18 protein-coding genes and 3 pseudogenes are annotated in these 22,196 nt (G+C 69.9%); 5 read left to right on the top strand and 16 right to left on the bottom strand.

What is annotated here, in order from left to right:
- Positions 1 to 379: 379 nt before the first annotated feature.
- From A4E84_RS02960 to A4E84_RS02980, 5 genes and pseudogenes are all read right to left on the bottom strand, one after another.
- On the bottom strand, positions 380 to 2,350 hold the full coding sequence (locus A4E84_RS02960; RefSeq protein WP_237304796.1) for a glycoside hydrolase family 97 protein: 1,971 nt from the start codon (positions 2,348 to 2,350) through the stop codon (positions 380 to 382).
- 278 nt (positions 2,351 to 2,628) lie between these two features.
- Complete coding sequence (locus tag A4E84_RS02965) at positions 2,629 to 4,134, bottom strand: RICIN domain-containing protein (protein WP_062925040.1); 1,506 nt, start codon at positions 4,132 to 4,134, stop codon at positions 2,629 to 2,631.
- A 72-nt stretch (positions 4,135 to 4,206) separates the two neighbouring features.
- The gene (arfA, locus tag A4E84_RS02970; protein WP_062925041.1) at positions 4,207 to 5,742 is read right to left on the bottom strand and encodes an arabinosylfuranosidase ArfA; all 1,536 of its coding nucleotides are present in this window, start codon (positions 5,740 to 5,742) and stop codon (positions 4,207 to 4,209) included.
- Between the two features lie 65 nt (positions 5,743 to 5,807).
- A pseudogene (locus tag A4E84_RS39860) lies at positions 5,808 to 6,344 on the bottom strand (ABC transporter permease subunit); the annotation flags it as partial.
- 105 nt (positions 6,345 to 6,449) lie between these two features.
- Positions 6,450 to 6,743, bottom strand: a complete 294-nt coding sequence (locus tag A4E84_RS02980) for a hypothetical protein (RefSeq protein ID WP_062925043.1) — start codon at positions 6,741 to 6,743, stop codon at positions 6,450 to 6,452.
- 316 nt (positions 6,744 to 7,059) lie between these two features.
- On the opposite strand from A4E84_RS02980, the gene A4E84_RS02985 reads away from it, so the two are divergent.
- The gene (locus tag A4E84_RS02985; RefSeq protein WP_062925044.1) at positions 7,060 to 8,244 is read left to right on the top strand and encodes an ROK family transcriptional regulator; all 1,185 of its coding nucleotides are present in this window, start codon (positions 7,060 to 7,062) and stop codon (positions 8,242 to 8,244) included.
- Between the two features lie 228 nt (positions 8,245 to 8,472).
- Here A4E84_RS02985 and A4E84_RS41970 read toward each other — a convergent pair.
- Both A4E84_RS41970 and A4E84_RS02990 read right to left on the bottom strand, forming a co-directional pair.
- Positions 8,473 to 8,598: pseudogene (locus tag A4E84_RS41970) on the bottom strand (IS5/IS1182 family transposase); the annotation flags it as partial.
- A 192-nt stretch (positions 8,599 to 8,790) separates the two neighbouring features.
- Entirely contained in the window at positions 8,791 to 9,843 is a 1,053-nt protein-coding gene (locus A4E84_RS02990) for a class I fructose-bisphosphate aldolase (protein ID WP_062925045.1), read from the bottom strand.
- Positions 9,844 to 10,088: 245 nt separating this feature from the next.
- Between A4E84_RS02990 and A4E84_RS02995 the strand changes: the two genes are divergently transcribed.
- The gene (locus A4E84_RS02995) at positions 10,089 to 10,970 is read left to right on the top strand and encodes a universal stress protein (protein ID WP_062925046.1); all 882 of its coding nucleotides are present in this window, start codon (positions 10,089 to 10,091) and stop codon (positions 10,968 to 10,970) included.
- A gap of 4 nt (positions 10,971 to 10,974) precedes the next feature.
- On the opposite strand, the gene A4E84_RS03000 is transcribed toward A4E84_RS02995, so the two are convergent.
- Entirely contained in the window at positions 10,975 to 12,000 is a 1,026-nt protein-coding gene (locus A4E84_RS03000; RefSeq protein ID WP_062925047.1) for a 6-phosphofructokinase, read from the bottom strand.
- A 504-nt stretch (positions 12,001 to 12,504) separates the two neighbouring features.
- On the opposite strand from A4E84_RS03000, the gene A4E84_RS42810 reads away from it, so the two are divergent.
- Together A4E84_RS42810 and A4E84_RS03010 are read left to right on the top strand one after the other, a co-directional pair.
- Positions 12,505 to 12,951: a hypothetical protein gene (locus A4E84_RS42810; protein ID WP_063827550.1), complete on the top strand. Its 447-nt coding sequence runs from the start codon at positions 12,505 to 12,507 to the stop codon at positions 12,949 to 12,951.
- 70 nt (positions 12,952 to 13,021) lie between these two features.
- Positions 13,022 to 14,614 carry a multicopper oxidase family protein gene (locus tag A4E84_RS03010; RefSeq protein WP_062925049.1) on the top strand — a complete coding sequence of 531 codons (1,593 nt, stop codon included), beginning with the start codon at positions 13,022 to 13,024 and terminating at the stop codon, positions 14,612 to 14,614.
- Between the two features lie 46 nt (positions 14,615 to 14,660).
- On the opposite strand, the pseudogene pspAB reads toward A4E84_RS03010, so the two are convergent.
- The 3 genes and pseudogenes from pspAB to A4E84_RS03020 all read right to left on the bottom strand — a co-directional run.
- Positions 14,661 to 14,827, bottom strand: a pseudogene (gene pspAB, locus A4E84_RS45645) (PspA-associated protein PspAB); the annotation flags it as partial.
- Positions 14,828 to 14,894: 67 nt separating this feature from the next.
- Complete coding sequence (pspAA, locus tag A4E84_RS03015; protein WP_062925050.1) at positions 14,895 to 15,173, bottom strand: PspA-associated protein PspAA; 279 nt, start codon at positions 15,171 to 15,173, stop codon at positions 14,895 to 14,897.
- Positions 15,170 to 15,946 carry a PspA/IM30 family protein gene (locus A4E84_RS03020; protein WP_062925051.1) on the bottom strand — a complete coding sequence of 259 codons (777 nt, stop codon included), beginning with the start codon at positions 15,944 to 15,946 and terminating at the stop codon, positions 15,170 to 15,172. The genes pspAA and A4E84_RS03020 overlap by 4 nt, the downstream gene beginning before the upstream one ends.
- 173 nt (positions 15,947 to 16,119) lie before the next feature.
- Between A4E84_RS03020 and A4E84_RS03025 the strand changes: the two genes are divergently transcribed.
- Positions 16,120 to 16,647: a DUF6448 family protein gene (locus A4E84_RS03025; protein ID WP_062925052.1), complete on the top strand. Its 528-nt coding sequence runs from the start codon at positions 16,120 to 16,122 to the stop codon at positions 16,645 to 16,647.
- Positions 16,648 to 16,775: 128 nt separating this feature from the next.
- On the opposite strand, the gene A4E84_RS03030 is transcribed toward A4E84_RS03025, so the two are convergent.
- The 5 genes from A4E84_RS03030 to A4E84_RS03045 all read right to left on the bottom strand — a co-directional run bounded on the left by A4E84_RS03030 (position 16,776) and on the right by A4E84_RS03045 (position 22,152).
- Positions 16,776 to 17,453: a hypothetical protein gene (locus tag A4E84_RS03030; protein WP_062925053.1), complete on the bottom strand. Its 678-nt coding sequence runs from the start codon at positions 17,451 to 17,453 to the stop codon at positions 16,776 to 16,778.
- 82 nt (positions 17,454 to 17,535) lie between these two features.
- On the bottom strand, positions 17,536 to 18,285 hold the full coding sequence (locus A4E84_RS03035) for a glucose 1-dehydrogenase (protein ID WP_062925054.1): 750 nt from the start codon (positions 18,283 to 18,285) through the stop codon (positions 17,536 to 17,538).
- 232 nt (positions 18,286 to 18,517) lie between these two features.
- Positions 18,518 to 19,342: an HAD-IC family P-type ATPase gene (locus A4E84_RS45350; RefSeq protein ID WP_269465890.1), complete on the bottom strand. Its 825-nt coding sequence runs from the start codon at positions 19,340 to 19,342 to the stop codon at positions 18,518 to 18,520.
- A complete protein-coding gene (locus tag A4E84_RS03040; RefSeq protein WP_269465891.1) occupies positions 19,312 to 21,153 on the bottom strand; it encodes a cation-translocating P-type ATPase in 1,842 nt (613 codons plus the stop codon). Before A4E84_RS03040 ends, A4E84_RS45350 begins: the two co-directional genes overlap by 31 nt.
- A 120-nt stretch (positions 21,154 to 21,273) precedes the next feature.
- Entirely contained in the window at positions 21,274 to 22,152 is an 879-nt protein-coding gene (locus A4E84_RS03045) for a potassium channel family protein (protein WP_062925055.1), read from the bottom strand.
- Between the last annotated feature and the right edge of the window lie 44 nt (positions 22,153 to 22,196).

The raw sequence follows: 22,196 nt of genomic DNA on the forward strand, positions 1-22,196 counted from the left end.
CTCCAAGGCTTCCGCTTCCCCCCTCGGGCGACCCGCAGTGCCAAGGCGACGCGAGCAAGGCCGCCGTCCAGCAGGACCTCACCGGAGTCGGGTCGTTCGATTCCGGCCAGGCAGTGCGGCAGGGCGGACTTTCAGGACGTGAACAGGCCGGTCCCCGACAGGACGGCTGAGGGGTGTCCTCGGGCGGTCTCCCCGGTGAGGACGGTGATCATCAGGTGCATGCCGTCCACGATCGGGGCGCACGGTGCCCGGCAGGCGCGGCCGGCCGGCGATCACCGCCCGAGTTGGCGGACCTCCTCAGGCAAGTGCCGGGCCGGAGCGCAGAAGCCCGGGCCCGGCAGCGGGCGGGACGAGGCCGACTCCCTCAGGGGGCGGTCTGTCAGCTCGGCTTGAGGATGATCGCCTGGCCGCCCGCGGGGGCCATGGCCACGTCCAGCGTGGCGGCCGAGGTCACCGTCCGGGTACTGACCACGACCGGCGTCTGGTACGGGCTGGTGCCCGGCGTGCCGTCGGCGTAGACGGTGGCGGTGTAACTGACACCGCTGTCCAGGAACGACAGCGGGAGCGACAGCGTCCGCGCCGTCTCGTTGGTCATCGCCCCCAGGTACCAGGTGCTCCCCCGCCGGCGGGCCACGGCGACGAACTGGCCGATCGATCCGGCCAGGGTTCGGCTCGCGTCCCAGGTCGTGGGGACGGCGTTGAACCAGGGCAGTCCCGGCCAGTTGGCGGTGTTGGCGTACTTGGACGTCTGCTTGTCATACCAGAAGAGGAAGTTCAGCGGCTGGTAGTACACCGCGGCCATCGCCATCTGGTGGGCGTTCGTGGTCTTGTTGCGGGACTGGCCGTAGCAGATCGTGTAGTCCAGCGGGCCGCCGATGTTGCGGGCGAAGGGCAGGGTCACGTTGTGGGTGGCGGTCGGGAACTGCTCGTTGCCCCGGACGCCTTCCATGCTGAGGAAGTTCGGGTACGTGCGCTCGTAGCCGAACGGGCGGATGTTGTCGTGCATGTCGATCAGCAGCTGGTACTTCGCGGCCGTCTTCGCCCAGCCGGTGATCTGGTTGGTCATGGCCTGGGTGCCGTCGAGGACGAAACCCAGCTTGACGCCGGCCACGCCCCAGCTCTTGTAGAGCGCGAACAGGGAGTCCACGTCGCCCAGCGCGGCGCGGTCCGCGTAGAGGATGACCCCGATGCCCCGGTCGGTGGCATAGGAGATGACCGAAGGAAGATCGATCTCGGGAATCGGCTGCCTGGCGGGCGAGGTGACCGGTCCGTACCATCCGCCGTCGTACTCGATGTACTGCAAGCCGCGCGCGACGGCGAAGTCGACGCCCTGGATGCCGGCGGCGGTGGTGAGCTCGCAGCGGAAGACCTTGCCGGGCTTGATCCACGAGGTGTCGGCGAGGGCGTTGGGCGGGGCCAGGTTGAGCACCAGGTCGGCGTTGTCGACCAGCTCGGCGTGGGTCGACCCGATCACCACCGCGCGCCACGGCGTCGCGAACGGCGTGGTGACGGTGGAGGTCGTCGCGACCGGGCCGCTGCCGCGTGCGGTGTGCTCCATCAGGAAGGCGGACAGGGTGCCCGGCTGCCCGGAGACGGAACTGAGCATCATCCGGGGGAAGTTCACCCGGGAGGACTCGCAGACGCACGCGATGACCCCACCGGGCAGAGTCGCGGTCAGCGGCAGGTCGGTCAGAGGGCCGTTGTCCGTGCCGGAGGTGCCGGTGACCGGGATGGAACCGGGAGCGAGCGGGATGTAGTCGGCCTCGTCACGGGCGCTGTAGACCAGCGTCTTGTCCGGGAAGGTGAACGCCGTCAGCTCGTCGGAGATGGTGGCGGTCCCGGCGCCGAGCAGGACGTAGCGGAGGGCGACGCCGGCGTTGTAGGCGCGGGCCTGGACGCTGAAGCGGGCCCCGGAGACGGTGTCCTGGAGGTTCCAGCGCTGCTCCTGGTAGTGGTCGGTTACGGTCGAGTTGCGGCCGTAGACCGGATTCCAGGTGGTGTTGATGGTCCAGTGCTGGTTCTGGGTCACCGTCACGTTGCTGCCGAGGGTCGTCCCGTTGCTCAGCCTGAGTCCGAGGGGCGAGGTGGCGATCACCGTGGTGCCGCTGCGCAGGACGGACCACCGGAGCGCTCCGCCCACCACGGACAAGGTGAGGACCGTCCTGCCGTCCGGCGAGGTCGCTCGGACGGAGGCGTCCGCGGCATAGGCGGGCCATGTCGCCCCCAGCCCCGCCGCCGCCGTTCCGGCGGTGATGATCACGCCCTTGAGTATCCCCCTGCGGGAGACGGTCGCCGGGTTCTCGACGGAACCCATTTCGGGCTCTTCCTGCTCGCCTGCACTACGCATCATGAGTGGGGCCTCTTCCTTGAGGACCGCATGACAGCGGACCACACATCGAATAGAACCAACCGGTCGTAGACGTTCGAAGGTGTCGGGAAAGCTGTAGGGGTGTCCGAATCGGGCCGCGCCTTCGTACCCGGCGGGGCCGGCTGCGGCGGGTCGTAACGGGCGACCCCGTGGCGACCCGCTGCCCACCCGTTGCCTGTCACGAATGGCGCCGCATCACTTCGGTGTACGGGCAGTGCCCCGGCGCCCCCCTTCGATGGCGGGGTCGCCGGGGCACGCGGTCAGGAGAGAGTCCAGGTCTCGCTGTTGACGCTCGCGCTGCCGCCGAGCTCCTGGTCCACCGCCGCTCCCTGGGTGGTCGAGCCCGCGACTCCGATGTGCAGGCCGCTGCCGATGTTCACCAGCATGTAGTTGCTGCCGGTGTAGCTGCCGGTCAGGTCGAGGGCCCACTGCTGGTTCGTCCCGCCGTTGCAGGTCCACTGCTGCAACTGGACGCCGGCGGTGGTCGACCGGCTCGGGACGTCCAGGCACAGGCCGCTCTTCACGCTCTTGAGCGTGAAGATGTTGTCCGCCACCCGGGTGAGGGTCCACTGCTGGTTGGTACCGCCGGTGGACGGCCACTGGATGATCTTGGCGCCGGTCGCGGTGGAGCCGCTGGCGACGTCCATCAGCATCGAGCTGCCGACGTTCTTCAGCGTGTGGACCCCTTCCGACGGGATCCCGCTGCCGGCCGTCCATGTACCCGCGTCCACGTTGAGGGACCAGGTCGGGTACTGACCGAGGTTCACCGTCGTGCCCCGGATGGTGAGCGGCAGCCAGATCAGCTTCGAGGCGCCCAGGTTGGAGGTGTCCCAGCGGTCGCCCGCGTAGATGTACGTGGTGCCGGAAGTGCCCTGGACCGTGATGATGTTCGCCGTCTGGCTGCCGTAGGTCTTGGTGCCGGGGGCGGCGAAGTTCCGGAACGCCGACCAGGGGCCGCTCAGCGAGGTGGCGGTGGCGTAGACGTTGTCGTTCAGGCTCCAGCCGGTCAGGCGGGAGCCGAGGACGTAGTACATCCCGTCGATCTTCACCATGGCGGGCGACTCGACGCTGCCGCTGCTGCCGCTGCTGCCCAGCACCGCCACCGCGCTGTCCACGGAGAGGTAGTCGGCGGAGAGCTTGTAGATGCGCAGGCCGTTGTTGCGGTCCTCGCTCAGCAGGTAGCCGGTGCCGTCGGTGTCCTGGAACAGGCCGATGTCACGGCTGAGGTTGCCCATCGGGCGGAAGCTGCCCCGGTAGGAGTACGGCCCGCACGGGGTGCTGCTCGTGGCCACACCGACCCTGGCCTCGGCGTAGTTGGTGCTGTCGATGTGCATGTACATCACGTACGTACCCGTCGACTTGTTGTAGATGACCTTCGGCCGCTCCACGATGCGGCTGGGGCCCAGATCACCGCTGGCCTGCCGGCTCAGGGCCTGACGCTGGTAGGTCCAGTTCGCCAGATCGGTCGAGGTGTAGCAGGTGATGTCCTCGAACGACGTGTCCGCCGACGTCTTTCCGGTCTTGTCCTCGCCGAAGCCGTACCAGGTGTCGCCGACCTTGACGATGCCGAGCCCGTGCAACTGCAGGGCGTTGCCGTTCTGGTCGGTTCGCGCGGCGCCCGTCGTGAAGGTCACCGTGGCCGCGTGTGCCTGCGTGGCGGGCACGAGCAGGGCGGCAAGGCTGCCGAGCAGGGTCAGGAGCGTGGCGAGGGTGGTCCGCCATATGGTGCGCGGTGGCGGTGTGCGGTGTGATGTGGTGTCGGACATGGTGTCACCTCTCCGTCGAGGTTCGGGGATGGTGCGGGGGGTGCGGGTCGAGCAGTGGGATCCTGGGGCCGCTCAGGGGGCGAGCGGGATGGTGATGGTGTTCCAGGACATCGGCGGCAGCAGGGCGCTCAGCCGTCCGCCGTCCGTGACGGTGCCGGTCACCGGCTTCGGCGTCACGCGGTCCTGATGCTGGAGTGTGTTGGCGGCGTGGCGGTCGGGGTCGGCCAGGGCGGTGTGCGTCACCTGGCCGGTGACCGGGTTGAACGCCCGCAGGTCGGCGGTGAGTTCGAGGGGCTTCGTGGTGCCCCGGTTGACGGCGAAGACGGTGAGCGTCCCGTCCTCCTGCTGGACGGCGGTCGCGTGCAACAGCGGCACCTCGCCGTAGCGGGCGGTGTCGTGGACGGGACTGTCCAGGGCGAGCCGGAGCACCTGGCCGCGGCCGTGGCGGGCCGCGTCGGCGAAGGGGTGGAAGATGCTCTGGCGCCAGGCCGGGCCGCCGGGCTCGGTCATGATGGGGGCGATGACGTTCACGAGCTGTGCGAGGCAGGCCGCGGTGACGCGGTCGCAGTGGCGCAGCAGGGTGATCAGCAGGCTACCGACCACGACGGCGTCGGTGACGGTGTAGACGTCCTCGAGCTGGCGCGGGGCCACGCTCCAGTCCGGGGTGTCGGTGTTGTTGACCGGCCGGCTCTGGTACCAGACGTTCCACTCGTCGAAGGAGAGGTTGATCCGCTTGCCTGAGCGGCGCTTGGCCCCGATGTGGTCGGTGGTGGCGACCACCCCGTCGATGAATGCCTCCATGTCGGCGGCCGAGGCGAGGAAGCTGTCGACGTCGCCGTCGCTCTCCTCGTAGTAGGCGTGGCAGGAGATGAAGTCGACGAGGTCGTACGTGTGCTCCAGGACCGTAGCCTCCCAGGCGCCGAAGGTCGGCATGGAGCGGTTGGAGCTTCCGCAGGCGACCAGTTCCAGGCCGGGGTCGATGTCGCGCATGGCCTTGGCGGTGACGGCGGCCAGGCGGCCGTACTCGTCGGCGCTCTTGTGGCCGAGCTGCCAGGGGCCGTCCATCTCGTTGCCCAGGCACCACAGCCGGATGCCGTGCGGCTTGTCCACGCCGTGCGAGCGGCGCAGCTCGGAGAAGGCCGTGCCGGCGGGGTGGTTGGTGTACTCCAGGAGGTCGAGTGCCTCCTGCAGGCCGCGGGTGCCGAGGTTGACGGCCTGCATGGGCTCGACGTCGGCCTTGGCCGCGAAGCGCATGAACTCGTTCAGCCCGAACCGGTTCGTCTCGACGGTCCGCCAGGCGCCGTCGAGCCGGCGGGGCCGCTGCTCCACCGGGCCGACTCCGTCTTCCCAGCGGTAGCCGGAGACGAAGTTGCCGCCGGGGTAGCGGACCATGGTGACGCCCAGTTCCCGGACCAGGGCCAGGACGTCGGTGCGCAGTCCGTCCTCGTCGGCGCTCGGGTGGTCCGGTTCGAAGACGCCGGTGTAGACGCAGCGGCCGAGGTGCTCGACGAAGGATCCGAACAGCCGGGGATTCACCTCGCCGACGGTGAAGTTGGGGTCCAGATGGATGGCACCTGCAAGCGGCGGATGGCTGTCGGGGCTGGGCATGGGTCACTCCGGGATGGATCGGTGCGAGAAGTGGCGTTCTGTACGGCTGGCGGGTGCCGTTGCGGTCAGGCCTTGATGCCGGTGCGCGCGACGCCTTCGGCCAGGTATCGCTGCAGGAAGAGGAAGACGAGCCCCAGCGGCAGGATCGACACGGTGGCGGTGAGGAACAGCTCGTGGATGTTGACGGTCTGATCGGTGGTGAAGGTCGACAGGGCCACCTGCACGGTCCAGCTCGACTGGTCCTGGCCGATGACCAGCGGCCACAGGAAGGCGTTCCAGTTGGTGATGAAGGTGATCACCGCGATCGCCGGGAAGAAGCCACGGGAGTTGGGGACGACGATCCGCCAGTGCGTGCCCCAGCTGCCGAGACCTTCGGTCCGGGCGGCCAGGGAGCAGACCGGCAGCTGCCCGGCGCTGCCGAGCACCCCGACGACGAGGGAGTTCCACACGCTGCCCGCCATGGGAACCCCGGGGTCGTTGAACGGTTCGGGGATGTTCTCCCAGAGCGGCTCGGACAGGAAGAACTCCCAGTTCGTCCCGGTGATGTCGGTGTCGGTGGCCAGGCGGTTGCGGATCAGCAGCAGGTAGAACGGGGCCAGGAAGCAGCGCCGCGACGACGGCGACTGTGCAGAGGGCGACGATGCCGGCCCGTCCGCTCACTGCGCGGGGACGGCCGCGGACATGGGCGCCGGAGGCCAGGAAGAGGATCATGTAGAAACCCAGCCGGAGCCGGAGCCGCAGGAGGCGTGGTCACCGGGGATCCACTGCACCGACACGTCGGCCTTGGTGTGCGCCTTCCCGTACCCCGGCGCCGCCTGCTGGGTGCCCGCCTCGCCGTGCTGGTGGCACCACTGGCTGATCGCCGCCTTACCGCCGGCGAAGCCGCCGCGGCCGGTGTTCCCGCCGCACGCGGCGAGGAATCCCGCCGCCGTCACGGTGCCGGAGGCGCGCAGGAGGGATCTGCGGCCGAACGATCTGCTGGGGTTCTGCTCAGGGGACATGGTCACCTCTGCTGGGAAGGACGCGAGTGGGTCCCGGCCCTGAGGGCGAGGCCCCGACCGGCGGGTGATGACGCTGTAGAGGGCCGCGGGGTAGGCCGGTGAGAGCGCGACGCAGGGCCCGCGGGGTGAGGGCACGCGATCGGAGGGGAAATTCCTGCCGCTGACGGGGTTGCAGCGAGCGGAGCGAGACGCAGGTTATGCGCGCTACACCCCTTCGTCAACAAGTCAGAAAAAGTCTTTGCCGGGCAGTTCCAACGGCGTGCACGCCGCGGTTACGATCAGGCGTCCCAGCCCGATCGAGCACAGGACGGCGTCGTTGAAGCGGACGTACCAGGACATTCGCCGGGTCAACCGTTTCGCGGTGATGCGGCATGTCATCGCCTCGGCGCCCGTCATCAGGCGCGACATCGCGGCGGCCACGGGTCTGTCGGTGGCGACCGCCTCCGACATCGTCAGCGAGTTGCACGAGCTGGGGCTTCTGGCCGAGATCGGACAGCAGGCCTCGGGCGGCGGGCGCCCGCGGAACCTTCTCGCGCCCGACCCCGAGGGCCCCCGGCTCATCGGCGTCGACATCGCCGAGACCTACGTCCACGTCGAGGTCTTCGATCCCGCTCTGCGGGTCCTGGCCAGAGCCGAGTACGAACTGCACCCGCACGCCAACTCGCCCGACTACGTCGTGGACCGCATCGTCCGTGGAGTCGACGACGCGATCGCGCAGGCCAAGGTGGAGCGCGGCAGGATTCTCGGGGTCGGCGTCAGCATTCCCGGCCAGGTACGGCCAAACGGCACGGCCTCGGTCTTCGCCCCGAACTGGCAGTGGAACGACGTGCCGCTGCGGGCCCTGCTCACCGATCGGGTCCCCGATGTACCGGTCCTCCTCGACAACCCACTGCGTGCGAGCACCGTCGCCGAACTGTGGTTCGGTGCCGCCCGCGGCCGCGACAACGTCGCCGTCCTCACCCTGGGAACCGGCGTCGGCGCGGGCCTGGCCGTCCAGGGGGCGCTCTACCGCGGGGCCACGAACACGGCCGGCGAATGGGGCCACACCAGCCTGGTCATCGACGGCCGCGAGTGCCGCCGCGGATGCGTCGGATGCGTGGAGACCTACGTGGGCGCACCCGGCATCATGCAGCACCTCGCGGAGACCGACCCCGACAGCCGGCTCCTGTACCCCGACGACCAGACGGCGACCATCAACGCCCTGGCCACCGCCCACGCGGACGGCGACCCCGCCGCACAGCAGGTGATCGCCACGACCGGCCGCTACCTCGGCATCGCCATCGCCAACCTGATCAACCTGTGCAACCCCCAGATCATCGTGCTCACCGGCTGGGTCGCCGACACACTGGGAAACGCCGTCCTGCCGCACGTACGCGCCACCGCCGCCCGCTACGCACTCGCCGAACCCTGGGAAGGCACCGAGATCAGCCTCTGCCCCATCGACCGGAACCCGGTCAGCCTCGGCGCGGCGACCCTCGTCCTGGAAGGGTTCCTGTCCTGACCTCACAGACGTCCGGCGGGTCTGCCCACGGCGGCCGTGGGCAAACCCGCCGGACGTGCCGGACGTCAGCTCTTGCCGAGCAGGCTGGAACTGCTCCGGGTGCTGCCGTCCTGGGCCGAGCGGGCAAGGCCGTTCCGTCGGATCATCGAGCGGACGACATGAAGATGCCTGCGAGGTGGAGTCCGGCGAGGTAGATGGTGGTGGTCTTCTCGTAGCATCCGACGTGTTCAGCACGCCGATGAAGGCGGGTGCGTCACCGGCCTGCCCGGCCGTGAGAACGAAGGCCAAGGGCGTCCGGCAGTGGTTGTCGACTGGCAGGTGGATCTTCGTCGTCAGTCCGCCGCGGGAGCGTCCACCGCGAGCAGCCTGCTCAGCTCGCCCGCTGCCCGTCCGCTTACGCCAGCCAGGACAGATACGGGGCGACGGCTACGGTCGCCACCTCGCCGGCTGCCGTGCGCCCAATCCATACGGCCGTCACGCCTTCCTCGGTGGGAACGTGAGCAGATCCGCCTGACTGGCATGGCGGGTGACCTTCTTGATTTTTACTCAGGCCACGGTGACGTCCTCATCGAGATAGACGTCCTGTACGGCGTGCAGCAGTTCGACGCCCTCCGCGGTGGGACGCTGGAAGGCCTTACGGCCGGTGATGAGGCCGGTGCCGCCGGCCCGCTTGTTGATCACGGCGGTCCGTACGGCCTGCGCTAGGTCTCCTTTGCCGGCCGACGCACCTCCACTGTTGATGAGGCTGACGCGGCCCATATAGCAGTTGGCCACCTGCCAGCGCGTGAGGTCGATCGGGTGATCGGTGGTGAGCCTGCCGTACAGACGCTCGTCGGTCCTGCCGAAGCCCAGCGCGGGATAGCCGCCGTTGTTCTCCGGCTGCTTCTGCTTGACGATGTCGGCCTCGATGGTCACACCGAGGTGGTTGGCCTGCGCGGTGAGGTCGGCCGAGACCGAGTAGTCGACGCCGTCCTTCTTGAACGCCGGGTTGCGCAGGTAGCACCACAGCACGGTGAACATGCCCAGTTCATGGGCCCGTGCGAAGACCTCGCTGGCTTCCCGCAGCTGGCGGTCCGATTGCTCCGAGCCGAAGTAGACCGTGGCGCCGACCCCGGCAGCGCCGAGTTCGAAGCACTGCTCGACGTTGCCGAACATGATCTGGTCGTAGTGGTTCGGGTAAGTCAGCAGCTCGTTGTGATTGAGCTTCACAATGAACGGGATCTTGTGCGCGTGGCGCCTCGACACCGCCCCGAGCACGCCGAGTGTGCTGGCGACCGCGTTGCAGCCGCCCTCGACGGCGAGTTCGACGATGTTCACGGGGTCGAGGTAGCGGGGATTCGCGGCGAAGGCCGAGGCCGCGGAGTGTTCGATGCCCTGGTCGACCGGCAGGATCGACAGGTGCCCTGTGCCGGTCAGACGGCCGTGGTCGAAAAGGGACTGCAGGTTGCGCAGCACCCGGGGCGAGCGGTCGGTCGGGGCCACGGCACGGTCCACGAAGTCAGGCCCAGGAAGCATCAGGTCTTCCTTGGGGATCCCGTGGGCGGTATGGGCCAGCAAGGACTCGGCCTCGTCGCCAAGCAAGCCTGGTATGTCGGTCATCGGCTCGCCTCTCCGGTCGGTCGGGTGATCCGAGGTGGGGCCCGGGTTCCCGCAACCGCCGGGCTCATGTGGCAGCGTGCGCCGTTCCGACAGGACACCGGGCTCGGCCACGACCGTGGCCGCCGAGCCGATGGGGCATCGGTCCCGGTCAGGGCGCCGGAGCACTCCCGCCATGGAACAGTGGAGGAAAGGTGACATGGGCCTGTGGCGCCCGCGAAAGCGCGGGCCGGACGAAGGAGGCCAGGATGCGTCCCCCTGTGCTGGCGGGCATCGACGGGTCCGAGGGCGCCGCGACGGCGGCCGACTGGGCGGCTCGGGAGGCCGCGCTGCGCGGCGTTCCGCTGCGGTTGCTGCACGCGTCTCCGCCGCTCCCCGGGACCGCCGTTCCAGGCCCGGTCGTGGACCGGCTTCGGCGCCTGGGCGCCCGGTTGCTCCAGCTGACGGCCGCGGAGCTCACCGACCGCTACCCGGACCTCCAGGTGGAGAGCGCGCAGGCCGATGACCCCCCGGCCTGCGCTCTGCCCACCGCTGCACGCGACGCCGGGCTCCTCGTCGCCGGCACCCGCGGAACGGGCGGTTTCGAGGGGCTGGCGGTCGGGTCGGTGGCCCTGCGAACGGCCGCAGCGGCCCCCTGCCCTGTCGTGTTGGTCCCTCACCGTCCCTTCATGGAGGGGGCCTCCGCGGCAGGCCGCGGAGGCCAGGTCGTGCTGGGGTTCGACGCGCACAGGCCGGTCGGTGGGGTGGCGGCCTTCGCGTTCTCGGCCGCCGATGCTCGCAGGGCACGTCTGCGAGTGGTGCAGGCCTGGGCCTTTCCCGCCGAGTCGGTCTCTCCCCGGACCCTGGTGGTGACCGAGGAGGACCGCGCCGCCTGGGAGGATGAGGAGGTACTGCGGCTGTCCGACGCCCTGCGGCCGTGGCAGGAGAAGTACCCTCGGGTGGTGGTCGGCGCCGATGTCATGCTGCTCCACCCCGCGGAAGCGCTTCTCAACGCCTCGCGGGGTGCCGACCTGCTCATCGTGGGGCGCCGCACCGAGCGGGCGTCGCCCGAAGGCCGACTCGGACCGGTCGCGCACGCCGTACTGCACCACACCCGCTGCCCGGTCGCGGTCGTACCGCACGACGGATGACGGCTCAGCCGAAGAACGCCTCGAACTCGTCGTACAGCGACGGCTCCACCACCTTGTTCTCTGCTGTGACCTCCGCGAGGGGCAGGCGGATGATCCGCGTGCCCCGCAGGGCGACCATGCTGCCGAAATCCCTCTCTTTGACCGCATCGATGGCGTGCAGTCCGAAACGGGTGGCCAGCCACCGGTCGAAGGCGCTGGGGGTGCCCCCGCGCTGGATGTGACCCAGTACCGTTGTGCGGGCATCCTTCTCGGTGCGTGCCGTGATCTCCTGGGCCAGCCATTCGCCGATGCCCGACAACCGCACATGGCCGAACTCGTCCAGCGACCGGTCCTTGAGAACCATCTGTCCCTCCTTGGGGACGGCCCCTTCGGCCACGACGACGATCGGCGCGTAATTGATCTCGAACCGGCGCATCACCTGCTGACAGACCTGCTCCATGTCGAACGGCCGCTCCGGGATGAGGATCACGTTGGCGCCGCCCGCGATGCCGGCGTGCAGGGCGATCCATCCGGAATGCCGTCCCATCACCTCCACCACAAGGGCGCGCATATGTGACTCGGCGGTGGTGTGGAGGCGGTCGATTGCCTCCGTCGCGATACCGACGGCGGTGTCGAAACCGAAGGTGTAGTCGGTGCCCGAGACGTCGTTGTCGATGGTCTTCGGCACACCGACGAGGCTGATTCCCTCGCGGCTGAGTTCTGTGGCCACCCCGAGCGTGTCCTCTCCGCCGATCACGACGAGCGCGTCCACATCGTGCGCGGCGAGCGTGTCCCGCACCCGTCGCAGCCCGTCGTCGTGCTTGAACGGGTTCGTGCGGGAAGACCCGAGGATGGTGCCACCGCGGGGGAGAATTCCCCGCACGCTGGAGATGTCCAGTGGTACGACGTCGTTCCGGAGCAGACCCAGCCAGCCGTCCCGCACACCGACGAAGTCGAACGCGTAATCCTGGACGCCTTTGCGGACGACGCTGCGGATCACGGCGTTGAGCCCCGGACAGTCACCTCCGCCGGTCAGCACTCCGACCTTCATGGGTCTTCTCCCATCAGCTGCACACCCCGTTCGGTCGCGGCCTTCGCGCGCGACCGGATACCGCTGCCGGGGCCTATGGACCGCCGTCTCCCTACAGCCTCCCTCGGTTCCGTCCACCGTGGCCACTCGACGGCGACGGGGGCGACGGCGTGGTGCATGACGGCATGGGCGACGGGGCCGATGTGCGGGCAGCATCGGTGGTCTCTCCGACCTCCTCTGAGCGCCGGGCACGGTGTCGGCGCTCGTAGTCGCGGTGGGGTGGGTGCTGTCCGCGCTGCGGCGTGGACAGCGGGCGTGGACCTGATCGCCGTACTGACTCGGGCGGGCACGATGGTCGTGACCGAGTACGTGGACGGTGCCCTGATCGGGCCGCCGGGGCGCAATTGGACGACCTGTGACGGCCTCCGCGACGACGAGCCGGTGAAACCCCACGGGGGTATATTCGCAAACAGCGAGCCCTGCCGCGGGGCGTTGCGGAGACAAGTCCGAGCGGAGGCGATGGCGATGGCGACAGTGCGCGCCCGTGCCATTCGCTGCGCAGGGGGCGCCGTCATCGCCCTGCTCGCCGCTCTGGCCGTACTGATCCACCACGAGACGGCCGCTGTCTTGGACGCCCCGGCGCAACACGCCACGCACTCCACGCACATCGGGCATGCCATGCCCGGCATGGCGTCCTCGTCGGCTGCCGCGACACGGCAGGTCTCCGACCTCGCTCACGCGGACAGGTTCGGTGCACCCGCCCCCGCGCACGGCATCGACGGCAGCACCTGCGCCGTTCCGGGCATGCAGCACTGCACCACCGGAAACGTCGAGGTGCTCAAGCTCCCCACGCCGCAGGGCACTCCGACGCAGACGGCCAGCCCGTACCAGGCCCAGCCAGGCCCTCGGCCCGCCGGCACGGTCGGCCGCGCGCCACCCGACCTGTCGGTCCTCTCCCGACTACGCATCTAGGCCGCGACCACGGCACCCCTGTGCCGTCCTCGCCGCGCCCCAGGCCAGTTCGAAGAAGAGGACTCACATCGTGAACAGCATCAACCGCCGCTCCATCCTGCTCGCCGGACTCGGTGCCGCCGGTGCGGGCGCACTCGCCGCCTGCACCAACTCCGGCAGCGCCCCTGCCCTGGTCAACCCATCCGGTTCCGCCGTCGCCTCCACAGAGAAGAGGCGGGGCGGCACCGGCACACAGCACAAGATCGCACTGACCGCCGCGCCCGCCAGGGTCGACCTGGGCGGCGGCGTCAAGGCCAACACCTGGGCCTACGACGGCCGCACCCCTGGCAAAGAGATCCGGCTCTCCGCCGGGGACACCCTGGTCGCCGAACTCGCGAACCAGCTGCCGGGCAAGACCACCACCTCGATCCACTGGCACGGCATCGCCCTGCGCAACGACATGGACGGCGCCCCCCCGGCCACCCAGGCCGCCGTCCGACCCGGCTCCACCTTCACCTACCGGTTCGTGGCCGACGCCCCGGGCACGTACTTCTTCCACCCGCACGTCGGCGTCCAGCTCGACCGCGGCCTGTACGCCCCGCTGATCGTCGAGGACCCGCGCGAGCCGCTGGCGTACGACGACGAATGGGTGGTCGTCCTGGACGACTGGGTCGACGGTGTCACCGGCACCCCCGACGAGGTCTTCGCCGAACTCAGGCAGGGCATGGGCGGCATGGACATGGGCGGCGACTCCGGCTCCGGCATGGAGGGCCACGACATGCACTCCACGGGGAAGGCCGGCGATCCATCCCCGTCGGTCTCAGCCACGTCGGGCGGGATGTCGTCGACATTCATGCTCATGGGCGCGGAGAGCGATCTGCTGGGCGGCGATGCCGGCGACGTGAAGTACCCCTACCACCTGGTCAATGGCCGCGTGCCGGACGCCCCGGAGGTCTACACCGGCAAGCCCGGCCACAAGGTGCGCCTGCGGATCATCAACGCGGGCAGCGACACCGCCTACCGGGTCGCCCTCAGCGGCCACAAGATGACCGTCACACACACCGACGGCTTCCCCGTCCGGCACCGGCAAACTGACGCACTCCTGATCGGCATGGGCGAGCGCTACGACGTGCTGGTCACCCTGGCTGACGGCGTCTTCCCCCTGGTCGCCCTGGCCGAGGGGAAGAACACCAGCGGGCTGGCCCTCGTGCGCACGGGCTCCGGCCGCGCGCCCACCGCCGCCGTACGCCCGAGGGAACTCAACGGCATGGTCATGACCGCGGCCCGGCTCCGCGCGGCCGACGACGTGCAACTGAAGTCCGCCACGGCCGACGTCACCCACCGGATCGAACTCACCGGCGGCATGATGCACTACAACTGGGCCATCAACGGCAAGCCGTTCGACATGGCCGATCCGGACGCCAACGCCATCCCGGTCGAGGAGGGTCGACGAGTCCGGCTGGACTTCGTCAACACCACCACCATGTGGCATCCGATGCACCTGCACGGCCACACCTTCCAGCTCGGCCGCTCCGGTCCCCGCAAGGACACCGCGATCGTGCTGCCCAAGAAGCAACTGTCCGTGTTCTTCGACGCCGACAACCCCGGCCAGTGGATGCTGCACTGCCACAACGCCTACCACGGCGAAGCCGGGATGATGGCAAACATCGCCTACCGAGCATGACCCCCACTGGCCGGACGGCACGCCGCTCACGTGCCGTCCGGCCACATGAATAGCCGTAGTGGTCGCGGCTGAACTCCACGGGCATGCGGCTGCGTTCGGGTCGGCGTCCAGCAGGTCCCGTACGTCCTGCTGGTCTTCAGCGAAGGCACCGCCGTCGATGCCGGCGAAGCGGACCGAACCCGCTCCGGTCGGGGTGAAGCCGATGGCCGCCTTGGGGCAGGCCCATCGAGGGCCGGGCGGTGAGCTGCCGGTTGGGCTCCAATCGGCAGGCTCACCGCCGTCACCCCGGGATCAGGCCCTCGTCGGAGAGCAGCTCCCGCACCTGGGTGAGGCTGGTGTCCTCGTCGGGCAGGACCAGGTCGGACGGCGTGATCGTCTCGGTCGGCAGGGGCGTGCCACAGCTGCGTACCGCGTCCAGCAGCGCCGACAGGGCGGTGGCGAACCGCATGTCGTCGTCGGCGTCGGCCGCGGACTGCAGAGCGGCATCCAGCGCGTTGAGCCGGTCGAGGTGATCTTCCGTGATCTCGTACTGGCCCTCGCCGAGGATCCGCATGATCATGATGTCCCCTCCTGGTCCGGTGGGCCCTGCTCAGCGCTCTTGCCTTCTACGGCCGGCGGGGTGGCGGACGCGCGGAGCCGGGCTTTCATCCGGGCCAGTTCCCTGTCCACGTCCTGGCCCGCGGTGACCCGTTCGAGTTCGGCCTGGATGTCGTCGCGGCCGGCAGGGAGAGTGGCGTCCTGCAGGGCGCCGGAGGCGAGAAGTTCATCCAACGCACCGGCACGGGCTTGCAGTTGCTCGGTCTTGTCCTCGGCGCGCTGCATGGCCAGGCCGACATCGCCCATCTCCTCCCCGATGCCGGTGACCGCCTCGGTGATGCGGGTCTGGGCCTCGGCCGCGGTGTAGCGGGCCTTGATGGTCTCCTTGCTGACGCGGAAGGTGTCCACCTTCGCCTGGAGGCGCTGTGAGGCCAGGGTGAGTTTCTCCTCCTCGGCCTGCAGCGTTGCCTGCTGGGTCTGAAGGTCCGTGAGCTGGGAGGCCACGGCGGTGCGCCGGCTCAGGGCTTCGCGGGCGAGGTCCTCGCGCCCGGCGGCGAGCGCCTGCTGGGCCTGCCCCTCCAGCTTGCCGCCGGATTGGCGCAACTGGTTGATCTGCAGATCGATGCGCTTGCGGCTGGTGGCCACGTCCGCCACACCGCGTCGTACCTTCTGCAGCAATTCCTGTTGCTGGGTATAGGAGTAGTCCAGTACCTCGCGCGGGTCTTCGGCCTTGTCGAGGGCCTTGTTCGCCTTGATCCGGAACAGGGCGGCTATGCGGTGGGCGATGCTGGTCATAGCGGCCTGCCTCCTCTCGATCGATGAGGAATCAGCCAGGCCATGCCTCGTCTGCGGGACACTTCCAGCCTCCGGCGGCGTGGTCCGGGCCGCAATCCGGTCACGGTCGTCACTCTCCCGCTCTCGCCTGGCGGGCCGATGATGGAGGTGAGCCGCAAAGGAGGTGACCGGCGATGCCACCGCGCTGTGATTCTCTCGACGGTCCCGTCGTCACGGCCGCGCGTACAGCCCTGGAGGGCAGGGATGTCGACCAGTTCCTGCCCTACGTGCCCGAAGAAGGGGAACGAGAGGTCCGTGAGGCGTTCAGTCTCGCGGCCAAGGCGCGCACGTTCGGCCGGGAGGCGCAGGAAGTGACCGACCGCTGGTTCTTCGAGACGGTCGTCCGCGCACACCGCTCCGGAGAAGGCGCACCCTTCACGGGGCTGAAGCCGGCCGGGCTCGATGTCGGGCCGGTGATCCCGGTTGCTGAGCATGCCCTCGACGTCGGCTCCACGGAGGCATTGACCGAGGCACTCTGCGGGATCATCCGTGAGCAGGTCGAAGAGCGTCACGGCCGGGCCATGGCGCTCAAGAAGCATGCCGCGGAGGGGGTGACTGCCGCCCGCGCATTCGTGGAGGCCGGCCTCGGCGTGCAGGTGTGGGCGCACCACGTGTACAAACAGGCGATCGCCGTCCCGCACGCACCAACCCGGCACTCCTGACGAAACGACAGTCCGGACCCGCCTGCCGTGTGAAGTCCGGCGCAGAGGACGGCGCGCGTATCGCCTGTCCCACGAGGACCGGCGCGAGGTCGTTCCTCGGTTGCGCTGCCACTGCGTCCTCCCCGTATTCAGGCCGTCGCACTGACACGCGTGCGCAGGTTGCGGAACTGGCGGGTTTGCATGATCAGGTGTGCGGGCTCCCAGAACAGCATGTCCATGCCCCGGGTGAGGGGCCGCGGGCGGCTGCGACCGCTCGCGCGGACGATGAGGCGGGTCCTTCCGCCGGGCTCCGGCCGGAGGTGGAAGCCCCATATCGAGTCGATGTACGCCTTGGGCAGCGGCTCGTACCGCACGTCGAAGGGGCGTCCCGAGGGGAGTTTCGTCTGCGAGCGCAGCACCAGGGTCCGCTCCGGTTCCAGGACCGCGACGGTGAACCAGGCGTCGCCGCTCGGCAGGGCGTCCAGGTGCTGGTCCTGCTCCAGGCGCTGCCACTCCGGGACGATGCGCTCCGCGCTCGGGCGTCCGCCGTTGTCCAGGCGGTCCCAGCTGTACCAGCCGCCGCGGTTGCAGCCCATCTGTGCCAGCCAGGGCCAGACCTCTTCGGGCGGCGCCGGCAGGGTCGTGGCCATGGTCGAGGTGCCGTCGGCATCGAGGATGAGACCATCGCCGGGGAGGCTGCGGTCGGCTTCGTCGTGTGTCGTACCCCAGGTCAGCACCCGTGGCCGCAGGAAGACGGCGTACAGGGCCAGCATGGCGGCCGCCACACCGAGTGGGCGTCGCCCGGCCCCGGGCCGGTGCTCGCTCATGTCTTCAGCCTCGCAGCTCCCTGTCAGTCCCACCACAGGAACTCGGCGCCGCCGAGGCACGACCTGTCGTTGGCTCTCAGGGTCAGTCGGCGGGAGTCAGGACGGTGGGCGGGCCGGCGGTGACACCACCGTCCAGGACGAACTCCACGCCGGTCGAGAAGGTGGCCTCGGCGGCGATGAAGAGGACCATACGGGCGACTTCCTCGGGTTCACCGAACCGCGGGAGGGGCTGGCCGGCTGTGAACGAGTCGTCGAAGTCGGCCGTCATCGCGGTGCGCACCGCACCGGGATGGACCGAGCAGACACGGATCCCGTCCGGGGCCAGTTCCAGAGCCGCGGCCTTGGTCAGCCCGCGCAGTGCCCACTTGCTGGTCACATACGCTCCGATGCCGGCGTAGCCGGTGATGCCGGCGATCGAGGAGATGTTCACGATCACGCCGCCGCCGGCCCGGCGAAGAGATGGTGCCGCCGTACGCATTCCCAGCCAGGCGCCCTGGACGTTGACGTCGATGACCCGCCGGAAGGATTCGAGGCTCTGCTCCTCGACGGTCCCCCACTCGAGGATCCCGGCGTTGTTGACCAGCACCGAGACCGGGCCAAGGTCCCGCTCCGTCTCCGCGACCACCGTCTGCCAACCGTCCTCGGTGCTGACGTCCAGATGCGCGTAGCGGGCCGGGCCACCGAGCTCCGCCGCCAGCTTCTCCCCCTCGGCGTCGAGGACATCGGCGACCACCACGGCCGCGCCCTCGGACGCGAACAGCCGTGCCACAGCGGCGCCGATCCCCCTTGCTCCACCGGTGACGATCGCCACCCGCTCGTTGAGACGTCCCATCATGACCTCCTGAACCTGCCTCGACGAAATGCGTAAGTGCGCATCGGCAGCGACGGACTCGGCACGACGACATGCCATGTCCGGTCTCAGGGCCGCAGGCCGAAGGACAACAGGTCGGTCAAGGGGTCGCACAGATGATCTCGACGACATGGCCCACCCAGGCCGGTGCCCTCCAGACCAGTGTGGATTCCTCGCCTCCCGTGCGCATGCCGGGAAGAGCCGCCCACGTCACTCAATGTCCCTGGGCTGCCGGTGGGCCCGAGCGCGGCGGGCGTTCCGGTCTCAGTCGCGCCTGGAGTCGCATGACGACATGGCCGAGGCCGGACAGCACGCAGGCGATCGCCAGGTCGGTGAGCGGGAGCGGCTCCGTGCCCAGCAGGTCCCGCAGGGGTGGCAGATAGACACCGGCCGCCTGGAGGCCCAGTGCCACTCCAACGGCGACCAGCAGGAACGGGTTGGCCAGGGTGCCCGGGCGGGCCCGGGAGCCGAGCGCCACGCCGAGTTGGGTCGCACCGAGCACCAGAAACATCATGGACTGCCAGGGACGTCCGGTCTCCCGGGCCCAGACGCCGACCACGAGGGTCACCATGGCGACGAAGGCCCCCATGAACAGGATCCGCGGCCACAGACCGGCCCCCAGCACGCTCTCTTCGGGAGGCCGGGGCGGGTAGCGCATCGTGTGCGGGTCGACGGGTTCCGCGCCGAGAGCGACACCGGGCAGGCCGTGCGTGAGCAGGTTGATCCACAGAATCTGCGCGGGCAGCAGCGGCAACGGCATCCCCAGGAAGGGGCCGAGGAGCATCACCAGGATCTCCGCGGTACCCCCGGCGAGCGCGTAGAGCAGGAACCGGCGCACGTTGGCGTAGACCCGGCGTCCCTCTTCGACGGCCGCCACGATCGTGGCCGGGTTGTCGTCGGCGAGCACCAGATCGGCCGCCTGGCGTGCGACCTCGGTGCCGCGTCGGCCCATGGCCACACCGATGTCGGCCTGGCGCAGGGCCGGGCCGTCGTTGACGCCGTCTCCCGTCATCGCGACGACGTGCCCGCCCCGCGCCACGCCTGGACGATGTCCAGCTTCTGCTCGGGAGTGGTGCGGGCGTAGACGCGTACCTCCGTCAGATCGCCTGCTGTGCCTGCCCGGATCCGGTCGCCTGTGGTGACCTCGTCGTCCCGGGTGGCGATGCTGAGGCGCCCGGCCACGGCCCGCGCGGTCAGCGGGTGGTCACCGGTGATGAGTACGGGGACGATGCCGGCCCGTTTGCAGGCGGTGATCGTCGGCTCGGACGCGCTGCGGGGCGGGTCCAGGAGGCCGACGAGGCCGAGGAGCGACAAGCCCGTCTCCCAGGCCGGGGGTCGCTGCGGCCGGCCGTCGTGGTCGGCCGATGCGACGGCGAGCACCCGGTACCCACGGCGTGCCAACGCCTCGGCCTGTGCGGCCGCGCGGGCGACCGCCTCAGGGCGGTCGGCCAGAATCTGCGGGCGGAGCACGGATTCCGGCGCTCCTTTGCACGCGATGCGCACCCCGCCGTCCGGGCGGCGGTGCACGGTCGTCATGCGCTTGCGGCTGCTGTCGAAGGGGATCTCCTCCAGGCGCGGTAGTTCGCTGTCCAGCGCCGCCCGGTCCAGTCCGAGGCGGGACCCGGCCACCAGCAGGGCGGCCTCGGTGGGATCGCCGAGCGCACTCCACTCCGGGGACCGGTGCGACGGGGGCTCCAGCGCCGCGTCGTTGCACAGCATCGCGACGCTCAGCAGCGCCGCCAGGTCGGGAGCGTCACCCGCGGTCACCGCCTCGCCGTCTCGGACGACCCGGCCCTCGGGTTGGTAGCCGGTCCCCACGACCGATGCCTCGCCGAGTGACGTCCACAGTTGCTCGGCCGCCATCCGGCCCTCGGTCAGGGTGCCCGTCTTGTCGGTGGCGATCACGGTCACCGAGCCCAGGGTCTCCACCGCGGGCAGTCGGCGGACGATGGCGTGCCGGTCCGCCATCCGCCGTGCTACCAGCGCCAGAGCGAGCGTCACCACGGCGGGAAGGGACTCCGGAACGGCGGCGACGGCGAGGCTGATCGCCGCCACGATCATCAGCTCCACGGGCTGGCCGCGCACCAGCCCGAGAGCGAGCACCACCGCGCACAGCGCGACCGTGACAGCCGCCAGCGTCCGGCCGAACTTCACCAGCCGGTGCTGCAGCGGGGTGAGACCGGGCGCGCCGCCCATCAGGGAAGCGATCCTGCCCAGCGCGCTGTCGGCCCCGGTAGCGGTCATCACAACCCGTCCGTGACCGCGGACGATGACGGTGCCCGCCGACACTGCCCCGCGCACTTCGTCACCGTCGGGGGCCTTCTCCACAGGAACGGACTCGCCCGTCAGCGACGACTCGTCCGCCAGCAGCGACGCCGCCGCGAGCACGTCTCCGTCCGCGGGGACGATGTCCCCCTCGGCCACCAGCACCACATCTCCCGGCACCACCTCGGCTGCCGCGACGGAACGCTCCTCACCGTCCCGCACCACCCTGGCGGCGGGGGCGCTCATGGCGGACAGGGCCATCACCGCCTGTTCCGCCCGTACCTCCTGTACGACGCCTACCACGGTGTTCACGGTGATCACGAGCAGGATCACCGCGGCGTCGGAGAGATCGCCCGTGGCGATCGTCAGGGCGGCCGCCACGAGCAGGACCAGGATCAGCGGATCGCGCAACTGCTGCAGCACCCGCCGCCACACCGGGGTCCGCGGCTCCGCGGGGATCTCGTTGGGCCCGTGGAGCTCCAGCCGCCGCGCCGCCTCGTCCGACGACAGCCCCGTGGCGGGAGTCGTGCCCCGGAGCAGGCCGACCTTCGCGGTGGGCCTCCGGGCGCCTTCCCGCCGGTTCATGTCCGTGACAGAGCCGCGTCCGGACGGTTCCGTGCATGGGATGCCATCCACCGCTCCCGTCGTGTATCCGGCCACCGACCCGAGGGACGTACCTCCCGTCTTCTCAGAGTGCGCCCTTACTCAAGGCTGCGCGCGGCTGCGGCCGTGGTCGTCGGCGTACGCGGCGAACACTTGCGTCGATGTTCCGCCCGTATGGAGGAAGCGCTGGTCAAGGATGGCGGCGAGGTCTCTCAGCGCACCGGCGAGCAGGTCGCCGGCCAGTCGCACCTCCGGCCGCCGCGCCGCCTGCCCGCGGCGGGCAAGGCCATCGGCGTAACCGACCACGGCCGCCAGCGACGAGTGGTCCTCACCGTCGTGGAAGTAGTACGCCTCGGCGTACTGGGTGAAGTCGATACGAACGCGTACGACCTCGGTGGCCAGGCTGTCCAGCAGGAGCGCCCCCGCCGTGCAGTCGATCTGCTGCGTCGTCGGGTCCGAGTCGCGCAGCAGCGCCAGGCGGATGGCCAGGACCCTCCTACGGGTCAGCGCCGGGTAGATCTCCAGGACCCAGGAGACCGTGGCCGTCAGGAGGGCGAAGCCGACGAGGGCCTCCAACGGTGAGACAAGGCGAAGCCAGCTCTCAGCGGGTGCGATGTCCCCCAGGCCCAGGGTCGCGACCGTGACGAGCGACAGGTACACGGAGTCGAGCAGCGCCGGCTCCCGCGCCGCCTCGGAACCGGGCGAGAAGGTGAACGCCTCAGGCATGTGGGGCCAGTAGACGATGGCCCAGCCGAGGATGACGGTGACGGCCCACATACTCACCACCGTCACCATGGCGAGTGGTCCCACGAGCCCGACCACCCGTCTGCGCCCACGGAAGCGGCGGGCCAGTCGCCACAGGGCCGTCATGACGAGGCGGCTCAGGCCACCGTGGCGGGTGGGGTGCCAGAGGGTGTGGAACAGGTCCCGCAGAGTGATCATGACGAGTCCGGCACCGGCCAGCGAGACCAGCCACTTCATCCACGTCTCCCACGGCCCTCGTCGCCCGAAGCGGAACCCGCTTT

The organism is Streptomyces qaidamensis (assembly GCF_001611795.1).
In the GTDB taxonomy this organism is placed as follows: domain Bacteria; phylum Actinomycetota; class Actinomycetes; order Streptomycetales; family Streptomycetaceae; genus Streptomyces; species Streptomyces qaidamensis.